This window comes from Posidoniimonas corsicana (genome assembly GCF_007859765.1).
GTDB lineage: Bacteria > Planctomycetota > Planctomycetia > Pirellulales > Lacipirellulaceae > Posidoniimonas > Posidoniimonas corsicana.
The window spans coordinates 346,280-361,712 of sequence record NZ_SIHJ01000003.1 but is presented as its reverse complement, the minus strand read 5'-3'; the positions used below and the strand labels follow the sequence as shown (position 1 = coordinate 361,712).

Here is a 15,433-nt window from a genome sequence, read left to right as displayed (position 1 = left end):
TGCTGCTAAGACTGGTTGCGGCGGTTAAAGCTGCTGCGGTGGCCGGTTGCCTACCACTCCAGCTCGCTCGCTGTGCGTTTCTGCTGGTTCTGGCGGACGTCGTGGATCTTGCCGTCCGAGACGCTGATCACGCGGTCGGCCATGTCGGCGATCACCGCGTTGTGGGTGATCACCGCGGTGGTGCTGCCGATCTCCTGGTTGATCTTCTGGATCGCGTCGAGCACCAGCACGCCGGTGTGCACGTCGAGAGCGCCGGTCGGCTCGTCGCACAGCAGCACGTCGGGCCGCTTGGCAACCGCCCGCGCGATGGCCACCCGCTGCTGCTCGCCGCCGGAAAGCTGCGAGGGGAAGTGGTCCATGCGGTCTTCCAGGTCCACCAGCGCTAGCGCCTCGGCCGGGTCGAGCGGGTTGTCGGCGATCTCGGTGATCAGCTGCACGTTCTCCCGCGCGGTGAGGCTCGGTATGAGGTTATAGAACTGGAACACAAACCCGACATGCCGGCGCCGGTAGCGGGTCAGCGCGGCGTCGTCGAAATCGGTCAGCTCGCTGCCGCGGTAGTGCACGCTGCCGGTGGTCGGGGCGTCGAGCCCGCCGAGGATGTTGAGCAGCGTGCTCTTGCCGCTCCCCGAGGGGCCGAGCAGCACGACGAACTCGCCGGCGTAGAGGTCCATCGTCACCCCCCGCAGCGCGTGCACGTCGACCTCGCCCATGTGGTAGACCTTCGTCACGTCGCGGGCGGCGAAGACAAACTCACGCTCGGGCGCGGCGGGCGGTTCGGGTTGCTGGGCGGGGGGCATGTGGGTCTGCGGGTGTCGAACAACAGCGCCGCGGCTTGCGTAGCTTCACCATAGGCCCCAGCCAGTATGGCGGCTCGGCCGGCCAGCCGAAAGGCGACGCGCCGCCCTTTGCCCCGCGCCGCCCGACCCTCTACAACGACAGCATGCCTGCCCGCCACTCCAAGCTGTCTCGTTTCGCTGTCCCGTTGGTGCTGCTGGCCGGCCTGCTAGCGCCGGCGCCCTGCTCCGCCGGAGGCGGCCCTGAGAACGTGCTGCTGGTGGTGAACCAGAACAGCGAAGACTCGCTGACGGTCGCCAACTACTACACCCGGCTGCGCAACATCCCGCCGCAGAACGTGCTGTACCTGGACTGGGCCGGGTCGGCGGTGCAGATCAACGGCAAAGCGTTCCGCGAGAAGATCCTGCAGCCGGTGATCGACGCGATCGAGGGCCGCCGGCTGGTAGCTCAGATCGACTACGTCGTGTACTCGTGCGACCTGCCGACGCGGGTTAACTTCCAGGACTTCTTCCCCGACGAGAAGTTCCCCAAGCAGATGCGGCCGATCGCGTCGATCACCGGCGCCACCTACCTGTGGCAGTACGTGCTGCAGGAGAGCCCAACCCTGATGGCCATGAACACCAACTGGTACGTGCCCGACGGCACTTCCCAGAACCTGGCCAAGTGCACGGCGCTGGCCAACGCGCCGTCGCAGGGCTTCCGATCGCGGTACGCGTGGCAGCGGGGCGGCAAGCGGACCGACGACCTGACCAAGGGGCCGCGGTACTTCCTGTCGACCGTGCTGGGCGTGACGCAAGCAATGGGCAACAGCGTTGAGGAGATCGCCCGCTGCCTGGTCACCGCCACTTCGGCCGACGCGTCGCGTCCCGATGGCGCGTTCTACTACATGCACAACACCGACGTCCGGTCGCGCGCCCGCGACCAGTGCTTCGCGCCGGTCGCCGCCGTGCTGCGGGACGAGGGCGCCAAGGTGGCCGTTCAAAAGGGGATGCTCCCCACGGGGAAACGGGATGTAGTCGGGCTCACCAGCGGCTTCCGCAAGGCCAACGTGCCGGCCAACCTGTCGGTCCGTCCCGGCGCCATCTGCGACAACCTGACCAGCTTCGGCGGAGTCCTTGAGAAGGACCTCGGGCAGACCACGCTGCCCGAGTTCATCCGGGCCGGCGCGGCGGGCGCCTCGGGGACCGTGACCGAACCGCTCGCCATCCAGGCCAAGTTCCCGCTGGCCACGATCCACCTGCACTACTACCGAGGATGCTCGCTCGCGGAGGCCTACTATCAGTCGGTGGCGGCGCCCTACCAGCTGCTGATCGTCGGCGACCCGCTCTGCCAGCCCTGGGCGGACCCCCCCGAGTGCGGCGCCGGGGACCTGGTGGACGGCAAGGTAGTCAAAGGGCCGCTGACCCTCCGCCCCCGCCTTTCGGGGGCGTCGCAGGAATGCGAGGTCCATATCGACGGCAGGCTCCTCGCCATGATCCGGCGCGGAGGCGAGATGACCATCGACTCCACCAAGCTGCCCGACGGCCGGCACGAGGTGCGGCTGGTCGCCGTTCGAGACGACCCTATCGAGACCCGCGGGTCGACATCCGCCCAGATCTTGGTCGACAACACCGAGGGGGGCGACCTCACGCTCACCAGCTTCCCCGACCAGCGGGCCGCGTCGGACGAAACGCTCCGTCTGCGGGTCGCCGGCGATGTGAAACTCGGTGTGGTTATGCAGAACTCGCGGGTCATCGGGCAGCTTAAAGGCGAGCCTCCCGAGCTGCAGGTGAAGGCCGGCGACCTGGGCAGGGGCCCAGTCCGCCTGCAGGCGGTCGACCCGGTAACATCCAGCCGCTCGGCGCCCATCTGGGTGTGGGTTGAGTAGCCGGCGAACCATCGCTGGCCCCGCCGCGTAGTGCATGCGGACCAGGCTCTACAGCCAGCACAAGCCGTTCGCCCATCAAGCCTTACGCCGCTGCCCCATTCGTTGACACACCCCACGGCGGAGATACGATGAACGGGGAGACCGCCGGCCCCGCGGAGCGATGGGGGCTGTGTCGGCCCTGCTAGGGAGCTAGTTTTCGCCCCCGGGGCATTCGTCCGGCGCCTTTTCTCAGCTCAGGAACATCCAGCCGATCGCCGCGGCGCCACCCCGAATGGCAGCCGCCGTCGCGAGAGCCAACCCACAAGCCATCACCCCGCCAACGCCAGGGCGCCCGACTAGAGTCAGGCCGGCGCCGTTCAAGCGGATCAAACGAGAACGTCATGCAACGCTATCAAGTTAACTACAAGCTGCTTGTTGGGCTGGTCGTTGGGGCCATCGTCGTGGGGGGCGCCCTGTACGGGCTGTTGCTGGTACAGAGCTACCGCGGCGCCGAAAAGCTGCTGGTGATGGCCGAGCAGGAGCGGGCCGAAGGCGACATCGAGGCCGCCGCCTGGAACCTCTACCGCTACACCCAGAAGCGCAAGAACGACGAAGAGCACGCCGTCGAGATGGCGATGACCTTCGCCGAGATCGCTGAGGACGAGGAGACCGAGCCGCAGGACCGCATGAAGGCGCTCGGCATCATGGAGGGCACCGTCCGCAAGTGGCGGAAGAACCCAGAGCTGCGCAAGCGGCTGGTCGACCTGCTGATGACGTTCGGCGCCACCAAGCAGTCGGCGGAGCACCTTGAGATCATGCTCGCCAACGACCCCAAGAACCCGGAGCTGCTGGAGCTGCTGGGGCGCTGCTACCTACAGATGGCCCAGGAGGAAAAAGCGCTTAAGAACTGTAGCCATGCGCTGGGCTACGACCCGCAGAGCAACGAATTCGATCCGGAGAAGGCGGTCGCCGCCGAGCAGGTTGGCCTCTACACCCAGCTCGCCACCGCGTTGATCCGCAGCAACGCCGACCCGGCCAAGGCCGACGAGGTCATGGACTACATGATCGAGATCAACCCGGAGAGCGCCGACGCCTATGTCGCCCGGGCCCGGTACCAGCTGAGCGACGGGGATGAACACAAGCAGGAAGGCATCGACGACCTGGAGAAAGCGCTCGAACTCGACGCCGACAACCTCGACGCGTTGCTGGTCCGCGCCCGGCTCTTCGCCATGGACGAGCAGTACGCCGAGGCCAGGGAGCTGCTAGAACGCGGGCTCGAGTCCCACCCCGAGTCCGGGACCCTGTACATGACCGGCGCGTTTGTCGCGGCCAAGGAAGACGGCTACGACGCGGCGCTGAAATGGTACGAGGACGGCGTCGCGAAGACCACCGGAGGCGAGCAGATCGCGCTGCAGGTCGCCCAGGCCCGCGCTCAGATCAACGCCGGACGGCTCGAAGACGCGCAGAAGCAGATCGACCAACTGGCCGCGCTCCCCAACCTGCAGAAGACAATGCTCGAGTACCTGCGGGCCCGGCTGATGGTCTCGCAGGAGAAGTGGTACCCGGCCGCCGAGGCGCTCGCCAAGATCCGGCCGCTGATGCAGTCCAACGTGGAAATCAGCGAGGAGCTCAACGGGATGCTGGCGCTCTGCTACACCCGCCTGGAGATGTGGCAGGAGGCGATCGACTCCGCCGGCCTGGTGCTGCAGCTCAACCCCACGAGCCGCATCGCCCGGGACCTGCAAGCCAACGCGCAGCGAAAACTTGGCCAGGAGCCTAGCAACCCCAACGCCGGCGACGGCGGCTCGATCAACTCGATGGTCTCCGCAGTGCTCCGCAAGCCGGCCGATGAGCGTAACTGGGACGCCCCCCTCGCCGCCGCGGGCGAGTATGCCGACAAGATGATCGAGTCGGAGATGATGACCCCGGCCGGCAAGAAGCTGCTGCTGGCTGAGATCCTCATGCGGGCCAAGGAGTACAAACGCGCCATCAAGCTGATCCGCGAGGCGATCACGGCGGAACCCGACAATATCAACACTTGGCGGCTCGCCTGCCGCCTGACGGCGGTTGACCCCGACGGCGGCGCCGTCAAAGCGCTCAAGATGCTTGGCGAGGTCGAAGAGAAGTTCGGCGACCAGCCGCTGCTCCGCCTGGACCGGGCCGACCTCTACATGACCCTAAACGACGAGCAGCGCAACGAACGGATGCTCGCGGTCGCGGACGGCATCGAGGACTGGCCTAAGAAAGACCAGGTCATGATCTGGCAGGGCCTGGCCACCCGCTTCGAAGCGCTACGCGCAGCCAGCGAGCTCGAGACGGCCCGCTCACGCGTTGCCGAGTTGGCGCCGGGTGAGCTCTCAAACCTGCTCGATATGTTTATCGCCGCCCGCACCGAAAACGACGACGCCCGCATGGCGGACGTCCAGGGCAAGATCCTCAAAGTGGTCGGCGACCAGCAGGACGCCAACTGGCTCTACACCGAGGCGCACCGGCTGATCTCGCTCTACCAGCGGGGACTTGAGCCCAAGTCTGCCCTGGAGCAGGCCCGGCAGCTTGTTCAGAAGGCCCGTCAGCAGCGTCCCGAGTGGCACATGCTGTACCTGCTGCTGGCCGACCTCGCCGTCGAACAGAACGACCCGCTGCTCGCCCTCGAGAACCTCGACAAGGCGGCGTCGCTTGGCCCTCCGACCGCGCGGTCGCTGCTGCAGCACGTCTCGCTGCTGATGCAGGCGGGTCGCTACGACGACGCCCGCAAACAACTGGACCGCGCCTCGCCGGAGTTCCGTGAGCGCCTGCTGGGCCGGCAGTACGCCGAAGCCCTGCTGAACAGCCGGTACCTGTCCGAGCGTGACAAGCGTTGGGAGGAGTCGATCGAGGCCGCCCAGGCCGCGGCCGAACTGAACCCCGAAAGCGGCGAGTCACAACTCTGGCTGGGCCGGTTCATGATGCGGGCCGCCCGCCACAACCGCCTGGCCGAATCGACCCGCGAGGCCGCCAAGCAGGCCAGCGGCGAGGCCTTCCGCAAGGCCGTAGAGCTGATGCCCAAGTCGGAAGAGGCCTGGCTGGCCTACATCGGCTACCTGTCGACCACCGACCAATCCGAGACCGCCCAAGAGGCAGTCCGAGAGCTGCAGCTCGCCCTGGACGAGGACGTCGTGCCGATGGTTTTGGCCCCGGGCTACGAGCTGCAGAGCCGCTGGTTTGACGCCGAGAACGTCTACAAACGCGCGCTCGAGACCAACCCCAACAACCTCAAAATCATGCAGCGGCTGGCGGCGTTCTACCTCGGCAACGGCTACCCACAGCCCGACAAGCTCGAAAAGGCCACGCCGCTGGTCAACGCCCTGATCAAGAAGGGCGAGGAAGAGAGCCAGCTTGCCAGCTCCGCCGAGGTGATGTGGGCCCGCCGCACCGCCGCGAAGATCCTGGCCCAGTCCGGCGACTACCAGAAGGCGCTGGACGCCGAACGGCTGCTGCGGTCCAACCTGGTCAACGGCCAGCTCACCAGCCAGGACAAGCTGACGATGGCCAAGATCCTCGCCACCCGCCCCGAACCGGCCTCGAAGCTCAAGGCCATCGCGCTCTACGAGAACATCCTCGAGACCCGCGACCTGGCGCCGCTCGACCAGCTGACCCTGGGGCAGCTCTACTTCGCCACCAACAACTGGGAGAACTGTGAGCGGGTGATGACCGAGGTCACCAGCCGCAACCGCGACTTTGTCGCCGCCCGCGACGCCTACATCCGCATGTTGCTGGTGCACGACGCGCCCGGCGACCTCAAGACCGCGGCCAACCAGCTACGGAACCTGCAGCGGGTGGCGCCCACCGAGCCCAGCACGCTTGAGCTCCTGGTGCGCATCTCCAGCAAGATGGGGCGTAAGCAGGAGGTTGGCCCCGTGCTGCAGAAGCTGCTGAAGCGGCCAGAGAACGCCCGCAACCCGCAGGTGATCGTCCGCATCGCCAAGCTCCTGGCCGACCTCGACAACCTTGAGACCGCCGAGAAGCTGTTCCAGTTTGCGTCCCAGATGGCGCCCGCCGCGAACCTGGAGTACGCCGACTTCCTGGGCCGCCACCAGAGCCTGGACGCCGCGCTCGACCTGCTCGACAACGCCCGCACCGAGAAAGAAGAGCTGGAGGTCCCGGCCATTCAGTACGCGTCGGCCCTGCTGAAGTTCCAGGGCGACGAGGCCAGCGAGGAACAGTTCGACCGCGTCTACGGGTGGCTCGAGCGGTCGCTCCGCGAGGACCCCGAGTCGATCCGCCTGCTGATGCAGAAGGCCGAACTGCTGGACACGCACCGGCAGTACGAGGAGTCCGCCGACGTCTACCGGGCGTTGCTCAACCGCCAGGACGTGAAGGGCTTTGACCGGGCCATCGTGCTGAACAACCTGGCCTACCAGCTCGCCATGACCACCGATGACCAGAACATCATGGAGACCGCCATGGGCTACGTCGCCGAGGCGGCGGACATCCTGGGGCCGAGGTCCGACATCCTCGACACGCGGGCGGTCGTGCACATGTCGATGGGCCACGCCGACGAGGCCGTGGCCGATATGGAGCTGGCCGTGACCGACGGGCCAACCGCGTCGAAGTACTTCCACAAGTCCCGGGCGCACCTGCTGGCCGGTCAGACGGAAAAGGCGGTCGCGGCCTGGAACACTGCGGTCGACATGGGTCTGGACCCCAAGGACATCGACCTGGTCGAACGGGAGGCCTACGACAAGGTCGAGAGCCAGATCAACCGGCTGAAGTCGTCCAGCGGGGCCGACCGCCCGGCCGCCTAGCCCGACAAGGCCGGCGCGTCGCCCTGTTTGAGATCGCCCGGCGGTCGGATTACTATGGCAGGGCAGCCGCGCGCCGCGCGGCGACCCCTGCCACCACCCACCGACCCGTACTATGGCGACCCGCACCCTCTGGCTGATTGCCCTCTCCGCCCTGCTGACGCTGGCCAGCCAGCGGCCGGCCAGCGCGCAAGCCGCGGCGGACGCCTACGCCCAGGGGGTGAACGCGTACTTCAACTCCAGCGCCGCCCGCGCAGAGGCGCTGCTCGACCAGGCGGCCGGCGCGGAAGCGAGGAACCCCCTGGTGTACTATTTCCGCGGGCTTGCCAAGCTCCGCCAGGGGCGGCGTCATGAGGCGACCGAGGACTTCCGCATTGGCGCCATGTTCGAGGCCCAGCGCCCTAGCGGCTCGCTCGGCATCGGCCGGGCGCTGGAGCGTGTCCAAGGCGGGAACCGCCTGCTGCTGGAACAAATCCGCCGCGAGACCCGTGAAGGGTACGAGGCCACCGTGGTCGAGGACCTGGAGGCCCGCTACCAGCCGACCCATGACCGCCGCGCCCAGGCGTTGCGGTCCGAGTTCCGCTTGCCGCTCAGCGCCCTGACGGGCGACTCCCACCCCGACTCGCTTGCGGACCTGGTGGTCGAGCAGGCCAAGTCCCAGGGCGACCCCTTCGCGGATGAGCCGGCGGGTGCCGCCCCGGGGATCGCAATGGACGCCTCAGCACGCGAGCCCACCCCAATCGACATCCCTGAATCCGCCCGCGGGGCTCTGACCGTGCAGGAGCTGGTCGGTGTGTTCGGCGATATTGTCGGCAGCCTGCTGCCGCAAACGCCCACCCCACCCGGCGGTTTCGGCGCTGGGCCGCCTGCCGGCGTCGACCCGTTCGGCGGCCAGCCAGCCGACGCCGACCCCTTCGGCGACTCGATGGGCGAGGGGGACTCGTTTGGAGCTGCTCCGGGCGACTTTGGGGCGGCGCCGGCCGACGGCGACCCGTTCGGGGACCAGCCGGTCCAGCCGGAGGTTGAGGCCACCGACCCGGCGGCAGACCCCTTCGCCGACGACGGCGGTGATCCATTCGGCGATGGGGGCGGCGACCCGTTCGGCTCGGACGCCGAGGACCCGTTCGCAACCGATGGCGAAGACCCGTTCTAGCGTCGGCAATGTGCCCAAGGGGGCGCGGCCACGCCGACGTTCAATCCGCCCGGCCGAATTGCTGGAATCTGGCGGTCCCGCACGCCGATAGCGAGAATCCGGGCCGTTTCGCCGTAAGCCGTTAGCGGTCAATCGGTTAGCTGGCGCCCCACCGCGGGCCGGCCACCGCCGGCAGCACGCCTTTTCCCGTGGCGAGATCCTGCTACAATGCGGGGCTCTCGGCCGATTTAGTGAGCGGCCACCCTCGGCCGCTGCAACGAAACTAGAGTGAAGTCATGCCCAAGCAGAAGACCCACAAAGGGACCAAGAAGCGGTTCCGCCTGTCCGCCAAGGGCAAGGCGCTGCACCGCCAGTCCGGCACCAGCCACCTGGCTGGCCGCATGAGCCAGAAGCGCAAGCGCAACCTCCGCGGCACCACCGTGACCGCCGAGGCCTCTGCCCGCGCTATCCGCGAAGCCCTGGCCGGCAACAGCTACTGATTGGTGGGTGGAGTGTGGTAGGTAGTGCGTGGTGACGATCTTGGATCGCCCCGCCAGCACCACTAACGACACACCAGCTCCCACATACCAACGAACCCAGCTCCTCGGGCGGTAGAACGGCTGTCAGACTGACAGCGGCCTGGAAGCGAGCCAAGCAGAAAGAGTTTTGAAATGCGCACCACCGTTGGCGCCGCACGGCACAAGAAGAAGAAGCGTCAGTTCAAAGAGGCCAAGGGCCGGCGCGGCGGGCGGGGCAAGCTGCTCCGCACCATGAAGGAGACCACGGTCAAGGCGGGAGCCTACAGCTTCCGCGACCGCAAGGCCCGCGCCCGCGAGTTCCGCAAGCTGTGGATCATCCGCATCAACGCCGCCTGCCGGGCGGAGGGCCTGCGCTACAGCGAGTTCATCCACGGCCTGAAGCAGGCCGGCATCGAGATGGACCGCAAGACGCTCAGCCAGCTGGCCATCGACGACCCGGCCGCGTTCACCGCGGTCTGCACGAAGGTCAAAGAGGTCCTGGCGGCCTAGGCGCAGCTCAGCACCCTGGACGCCACTGCCGGCTTGCCAGGCAGTGCGAAGTGAGTACCAGGCGCCCACTGCGGGACGAGCCCGCGGCGCCACCCTACGCCCACCGTCGTCGCAACCGTGGCCCTCTCTGACTTCATCGCCGAGCTCGAGTCGCTCGCCTCGGACGCGCAATCCGCGTTCGACGCGGCCGCCGACCCCGATGCGCTCGAGGTCGCCCGGGTCGAGTTCCTCGGCGCCAAGGCGGGCCGGCTGAAGGCCGTGCAGAAGGGGATGGGCAAGGTCGACAAGGCCGACAAGCCCGCCGCAGGTCAGAAGCTCAACGCGGTCAAGCAGTCCATCGAGTCGGCGTTCGAGGCTTCGACGAAGCGGCTCGCCTGTGGCGAGTCCGGCGGCGCGACCGAAGCCTTCGACCCTACCGTGCCCGGACGCCCCTTCCGGCTGGGCCATCTGCACCCGATCACGCAGACGATCGAGCGGATGAAGGAGATTATGGGCCGGCTCGGCTTCACCGCGGTCGAGGGCCCGGAGATCGAAGACGACTGGCACAACTTCGAGGCGCTCAACATCCCGCTGAGCCATCCGGCGCGGGACCCGCTGGACAACTTCTATCTCGGCGTTGCTGAGAATGGGTCAGAGGTTGGGGGTCAGGGGTCAGGAACGACCAGGGCCGCGCACGGCCCGGACGGCAAGCCCTTGCTGCTCCGCAGCCAGACTTCCACGGTGCAGATCCGCGTGATGGAAGACACAGAGCCGCCGGTGCGGATTGTGTCCCTCGGCCGCGTGTACCGGCCCGACACGGCCGACGCGACGCACTACCCGATGTTCCACCAGATCGAGGGCCTGCTGATCGACAAGCAGGTCACGATGGCGGACCTCAAGAGCGTGCTGCGGATGTTCTGCCAGGCGTACTACGGCGAGCAGGAAGACGTGCACGTGCGGTTCCGCACCAGCTTCTTCCCGTTCACCGAGCCGAGCGTCGAGGTCGACATCAACTGGCAGGGCGGCTGGATGGAGATCGGCGGCGCCGGCATGGTCGACCCTAACGTGCTGCGGGCCGTGGGCTACGACCCCGAAGAGGTCAGCGGCTTCGCCTTCGGCATGGGCGTGGAGCGGATCGCCATGCGTCAGCATGGCATCCGCGACATCCGCGACCTCTACGCAAACGACGTGCGTTTCCTGTCGCAGTTCTGACGAGTTTCTAACCGCCAAGGACGCCAAGAACGCCAAGTAGCCGCCAAGCATCTTCTCTCTTGGCGTTCTTCGCGTGCTTGGCGGTTCAATACAAATGATCGTCTCCAAAGAATGGCTCGCCGAGTACGTGGACCTCTCCATGCCGATGGACGAGCTAACCGACCGGCTTACGATCACCGGGCTCAACCTCGAGGGGATTGAGACCGTCGGCGCCGACACGGCCATCGACCTGGAGGTCACCAGTAACCGGCCCGACTGCCTGGGGCACATCGGCGTGGCGCGGGAGGTAGCGGTGATCTTTGGGAAGGAGCTCAAGGTTGCCGCTCCGGACGCCAACGCGACCGGCTCTCCGGTTGAGAAGCTCACCAGCGTCACGATCGAGGCCGACGACCTCTGCCCCCGCTACACGGCCCGGGTGATCAAGGGGGTGAAGATCGGCCCCAGCCCGGACTGGTTGGCCAATCGGCTCCGCTCGCTGGGGATCGCGGTAATCAACAACGTGGTGGACATCACCAACTACGTGATGATGGAGATCGGCCAGCCGCTGCACGCGTTCGACTTCGCGAAGTTGAAGGGGGGCAAGATCGTCGTCCGCCATAGCGAGCAGGGCGAAGCGTTCACCGCCATCGACCACAAGACCTACACGCTGACCGGCGAGGAGGTGGTGATCGCCGACGCCGAGCGGCCGGTCGCCCTGGGCGGCGTGATGGGGGGCTACGACACGGAAGTGACCAACGACACAGTCGACGTGCTGATCGAGGCCGCCGACTTCGACCAGATGGCGGTCCGCGGCGCCGCACGGCGGCACGTTCTCATGAGCCCCTCCAGCTACCGCTTCGAACGCGGCGTGGACCCGGAAGGGATCGACTGGGCCAGCCGCCGCTGCTGCGAGCTGATCCTCGAGCTGGCCGGCGGCGAGCTGTGCGAGGGTGTCATCGACGAGGGGACTCAAGAGGACAACCGCCCCACCATCAAACTCCGCTACGACCAGATCCCCCGCATCCTGGGCATCGAAGTCGAGCGGGACGAGGTGCGGCGGATCCTCACCGACCTCGGCTGCGAGGAGACCCACAACTGCGACCACTGCGTCAAGGCGGTCCCGCCGACCTGGCGGGCGGACCTCACCCGCGAGGCCGACCTGCTGGAAGAGGTCGCGCGGATCCACGGCTACGACCGCATCCCGGAGGACGTCGGCGTGCGGATGGCGCCGTCGCACCGCACGCGGGAGGACGTCGTGCTCGAGCGGGTGCGGCACGCAATGACCGCCGCCGGCTTCGACGAAGCGCTCACCCTCAGCGCCGTGGACGAGAACACTTCCGAGGCGTTCGCCCCCTGGACCACCGAGGCGCCGCTGGCGACCGGCACGCCCGTCCTGCGCCGCGCCAACCGCCTGCGGCAGAGTGTCGTGCCGAGTTTGCTCGAGTGCCGCCGCACCAACGAGACCCAGTCCAACCCCACGATCGAGCTGTTCGAGATCGCCAAGGTCTACCTCCCCAAGCCGGGCGCCCTGCCCGATGAGAAGCGTGTGCTGGCGCTGACCTCCGGCGGCGGCTTCCGCGAGGTGAAGGGCGTCGTGGAGACGCTGCTCGCCCACATCGCGCCGGACCTGGCGTGGAGCGTCGAGTCGACCGGGCACGAGCTGCTCGACGCCGCCCGCAGCTGCCAGCTGATGGTGGAGGGTGAGCAGCTGGGGGTGCTGGGGGAACTCTCGCAGCCGGGCATGGACCGCTTCAACCTCCGCGGCGGATCGACCATCGCGGAGATCGACCTGGCGCCGATTGTCACCGCCGCCCGCTTGGTGCCGACCGCCGGCCCGCTGTCGAGCCACCAACCGGTTTCGCGCGACCTGAACGTCGTGCTGGACGAGTCGGTCCGCTGGGCCGACGTTGAGCGGATCGCCCGCGCCGAGGCCGGCGCGCTGATCGAGTCGATCAGCTTCCAGGACGACTCGTACCGCGACCCGAAGCAGCTCGGCGAGGGGAAGAAGAGCGTGCTATTCAGCATCGTGCTCCGCAAGCCCGACGGCGCGTTCACCAGCGAAGAGGCCGACGCGGTGCGCGACAAGATCGTCGCGCAGCTCGGCAAAGAGCTCGGCGGGAAGCTGCGGGCCTAGCAGCGTTTCTGGCGAGTGCGGCCGGACAGCCACGCATCGTCAAAGACCGCGCGATGCTTGGCTCGCGGGCTACAGGCTGTCTGGGGCGCCTTCATCGACGACAGTCGCCCCACAGGCGTCGCAGCGGTGCTCCGAGTGCAGCAGCTGCCCACAGTAGCCGCAGTAGTGCGTCACCTCCAACCGCGCCCCAGAGATAGCGCCGTCGTAGTCGAGGCCCGCGGTCCTCTTCTGGATCCTCAGTTGCTCGGCGAACGCTCTGAGCACCGCCCACTGACCGAAGCCGAACATCAGCAAGAAGCCGCACGCGACCGGAGATAGCAACGCCAAGGAGATGACCGCCGACACGATCCCGATCGTGAGGTTCCACTTCGCGACCTTGTCGAGTCGCGACTCGACCGACTCTGACTGTGAGAGCTGTCGCTTCTCGACACGGTGGGTGGTTCGCGGCACAGTGGTTCCTTGGATTGGGCGCCTGAAGCGGGGCTACCGCGAGGCGTGGTTGGCGGTCTACTTGGTTTCTTCGTCGTCGGTGGTGATGGTCGGCCCGCACATGTCGCATCTACCTTCTGTGTGCAGCACATTCTTGCACAGGCTGCAGCAGGCGACGCTCGCCCAGGTGGTGCCTGAGATCTTACCCTCGTAGTCCACTCCGGCCAGCTTCTTCTGCAGCCGGAGGTGTTCGGCCACGCAGCGCAGCAGCAGCCATTGGAGGAAAGCGCCGATGAGCATGACAAACGCGACGCCCGAACCTTCGCCTTGGCTCGCCACAAAGATCACGATCGCCGTCAGCGACTGGAGGGTCGCCAGCACGTAGGCGGTGCGGTCGACGAGCGACTCGAGCGAACTTCGTCCCGCAATCACTTGCTTCTGTATCCGTTTCGCGGTGCGAGGCAAGGCTATCGTCCCCATGGTTTGAGTTGGCGTTAGCATCGTAAGTGCGGCGGGTGCGGGGGCCCCGCCACGCTCTATTCGCCGCATTGTACGGGATCTTGCCGGCCAAGGGGTTGCGGCGGCGCAGGGCGCTAATTGGCGTCGGGCCGCGCCCCGCGGTATAAACGACCCACGCCGCAGCGCGTTCATTCTGGCCTCCTCGGTTTCGCACAAAGCACAGGTAGTCGTCGATGACCAACCCAACCCGCGCAATGCTCTTCACAGCCGTGGCCGCCGCCCTGGCGACGCTGCTCGTGCCGCCGGCCGCTGCGCAAGCGCCCGAGGCAACCGAACGAGAGGAGCGGATGCAGTGGTGGCGTGACGGCCGGTTCGGCATGTTCGTCCACTGGGGGCTCTACTCCGGCCTGGCCGGCACGTGGGACGGCAAGCAGGTCGGCGACCGCGGCGGCATGGAGTGGATCCAGCAGCGCGTCCGCGCTGACACGGACGCGTACGCCAAGGCCGCCATCCCGCTGTTCAAGCCGAAGCCAGGATTCGCGACGGAGTGGGCGCGGCTGGCCAAGCAGGCGGGCTGCAGGTACGTGGTGTTCACCACCAAGCACCACGACGGCTTCGCGCTGCACGACTCGGCCGTCAGCGACTACGACGCCGGCTCCACGCTAGGCCGTGACCTGGTCCGCGAGATCGTCGACGCCTGCCGCGCTGAGGGGCTGCGGGTGGGGTTCTACCACTCGGTGATCGACTGGCATCACGACCAGTACGCCTACGCCAACTCGCAGCAGCTGCCCCACCCGCTGAAGGGGAAGCCCTACCCCAACGGCCAGCGCGACCACGCCAAGTACGTCGACTACCTCCACGCGCAGGTCGACGAGCTGATCAGCAACTACGGCCCGGTCGACGTGATGTGGTGGGACTACAGCGCCATCGACTACCAGGGCGAGGAGGCGTGGGACGCGTTCAACCTGATGCGGAAGGTCCGCGCCAAGCAGCCCGGCGTGATCATGAACAACCGCCTGTTCCGGATCCCCGAGGCGGGCTGGGAGAGCATGCAGATGGCGGGCATCTCGGCTCGGCTCGACCCCAAGTACGGCGACTTCATCACGCCTGAGCAGCACGTGCCGGAAGAAGGCATGCCCGGCCTCGACTGGGAGACCTGCATGACCATGAACACCACCTGGGGCTACAACCGGCACGACGACGCGTGGAAGTCGCCGGAGACGCTCGTCCGCAACCTGGTGGACATCGTCAGCAAGGGCGGCAACTACCTGCTGAACATCGGCCCCACCGGCGACGGGTCGGTTCCGCAGGAGAGCGTGGAGTGCATGAAGGCCATCGGCGAGTGGATGGACGACAACAGCCCAGCGATCTACGGCGCCACCCTCAGCGAGATCAAGAACCCCAGCTGGGGCCGGATCACCGCCAGCCGCGACGGCGATGCGATCTTTTTGTGCGTGTTTGATACGCCTGAGGACGGCAAACTCCTGATCGAGGGAGTCCCGGCGGCGTACTCGCAGGGGAAGCTCTTGGGGACCGAAATGGACATCGAATTCGACCGCGACGGCGAAACACTACGGCTGAGACTCCCCGATGGCGCCGGCGACTCGCTTGTCCCGGTGATCCAGCTGACGAAAGGCGATAGGCACGAAGAGTAATGGT

Annotated in this window: 11 protein-coding genes; 8 read left to right on the top strand and 3 right to left on the bottom strand. The window is 67.2% G+C overall.

Going from position 1 to position 15,433, the window contains the following annotated elements; all coding sequences use genetic code 11:
• Positions 1–50: 50 nt before the first annotated feature.
• Positions 51–797 (bottom strand): ABC transporter ATP-binding protein, encoded by a 747-nt coding sequence (locus tag KOR34_RS20840; RefSeq protein WP_146567856.1) that lies wholly within the window; start codon positions 795–797, stop codon positions 51–53.
• 143 nt (positions 798–940) lie between these two features.
• Between KOR34_RS20840 and KOR34_RS20835 the strand changes: the two genes are divergently transcribed.
• The 7 genes from KOR34_RS20835 to pheT all read left to right on the top strand — a co-directional run bounded on the left by KOR34_RS20835 (position 941) and on the right by pheT (position 12,886).
• Positions 941–2,662 carry a TIGR03790 family protein gene (locus KOR34_RS20835; RefSeq protein ID WP_146567854.1) on the top strand — a complete coding sequence of 574 codons (1,722 nt, stop codon included), beginning with the start codon at positions 941–943 and terminating at the stop codon, positions 2,660–2,662.
• Positions 2,663–3,042: 380 nt separating this feature from the next.
• A complete protein-coding gene (locus tag KOR34_RS20830; RefSeq protein WP_146567852.1) occupies positions 3,043–7,425 on the top strand; it encodes a tetratricopeptide repeat protein in 4,383 nt (1,460 codons plus the stop codon).
• A gap of 112 nt (positions 7,426–7,537) precedes the next feature.
• Positions 7,538–8,575 (top strand): hypothetical protein, encoded by a 1,038-nt coding sequence (locus tag KOR34_RS20825; RefSeq protein WP_146567850.1) that lies wholly within the window; start codon positions 7,538–7,540, stop codon positions 8,573–8,575.
• 275 nt (positions 8,576–8,850) lie between these two features.
• The gene (gene rpmI / locus KOR34_RS20820) at positions 8,851–9,054 is read left to right on the top strand and encodes a 50S ribosomal protein L35 (RefSeq protein WP_146567848.1); all 204 of its coding nucleotides are present in this window, start codon (positions 8,851–8,853) and stop codon (positions 9,052–9,054) included.
• A 171-nt stretch (positions 9,055–9,225) separates the two neighbouring features.
• Complete coding sequence (rplT, locus tag KOR34_RS20815; RefSeq protein WP_146567846.1) at positions 9,226–9,582, top strand: 50S ribosomal protein L20; 357 nt, start codon at positions 9,226–9,228, stop codon at positions 9,580–9,582.
• A 117-nt stretch (positions 9,583–9,699) separates the two neighbouring features.
• Positions 9,700–10,773: a phenylalanine--tRNA ligase subunit alpha gene (pheS, locus tag KOR34_RS20810; protein ID WP_146567844.1), complete on the top strand. Its 1,074-nt coding sequence runs from the start codon at positions 9,700–9,702 to the stop codon at positions 10,771–10,773.
• Between the two features lie 94 nt (positions 10,774–10,867).
• Complete coding sequence (pheT, locus tag KOR34_RS20805; protein WP_146567842.1) at positions 10,868–12,886, top strand: phenylalanine--tRNA ligase subunit beta; 2,019 nt, start codon at positions 10,868–10,870, stop codon at positions 12,884–12,886.
• Positions 12,887–12,955: 69 nt separating this feature from the next.
• Here pheT and KOR34_RS20800 read toward each other — a convergent pair whose 3' ends face one another.
• Together KOR34_RS20800 and KOR34_RS20795 are read right to left on the bottom strand one after the other, a co-directional pair.
• Positions 12,956–13,336: a hypothetical protein gene (locus tag KOR34_RS20800; protein ID WP_146567840.1), complete on the bottom strand. Its 381-nt coding sequence runs from the start codon at positions 13,334–13,336 to the stop codon at positions 12,956–12,958.
• A 57-nt stretch (positions 13,337–13,393) separates the two neighbouring features.
• Entirely contained in the window at positions 13,394–13,780 is a 387-nt protein-coding gene (locus KOR34_RS20795; RefSeq protein ID WP_197531636.1) for a hypothetical protein, read from the bottom strand.
• A gap of 227 nt (positions 13,781–14,007) precedes the next feature.
• Between KOR34_RS20795 and KOR34_RS20790 the strand changes: the two genes are divergently transcribed.
• A complete protein-coding gene (locus tag KOR34_RS20790) occupies positions 14,008–15,429 on the top strand; it encodes an alpha-L-fucosidase (RefSeq protein ID WP_146567836.1) in 1,422 nt (473 codons plus the stop codon).
• The last annotated feature ends 4 nt before the right edge of the window (positions 15,430–15,433 follow it).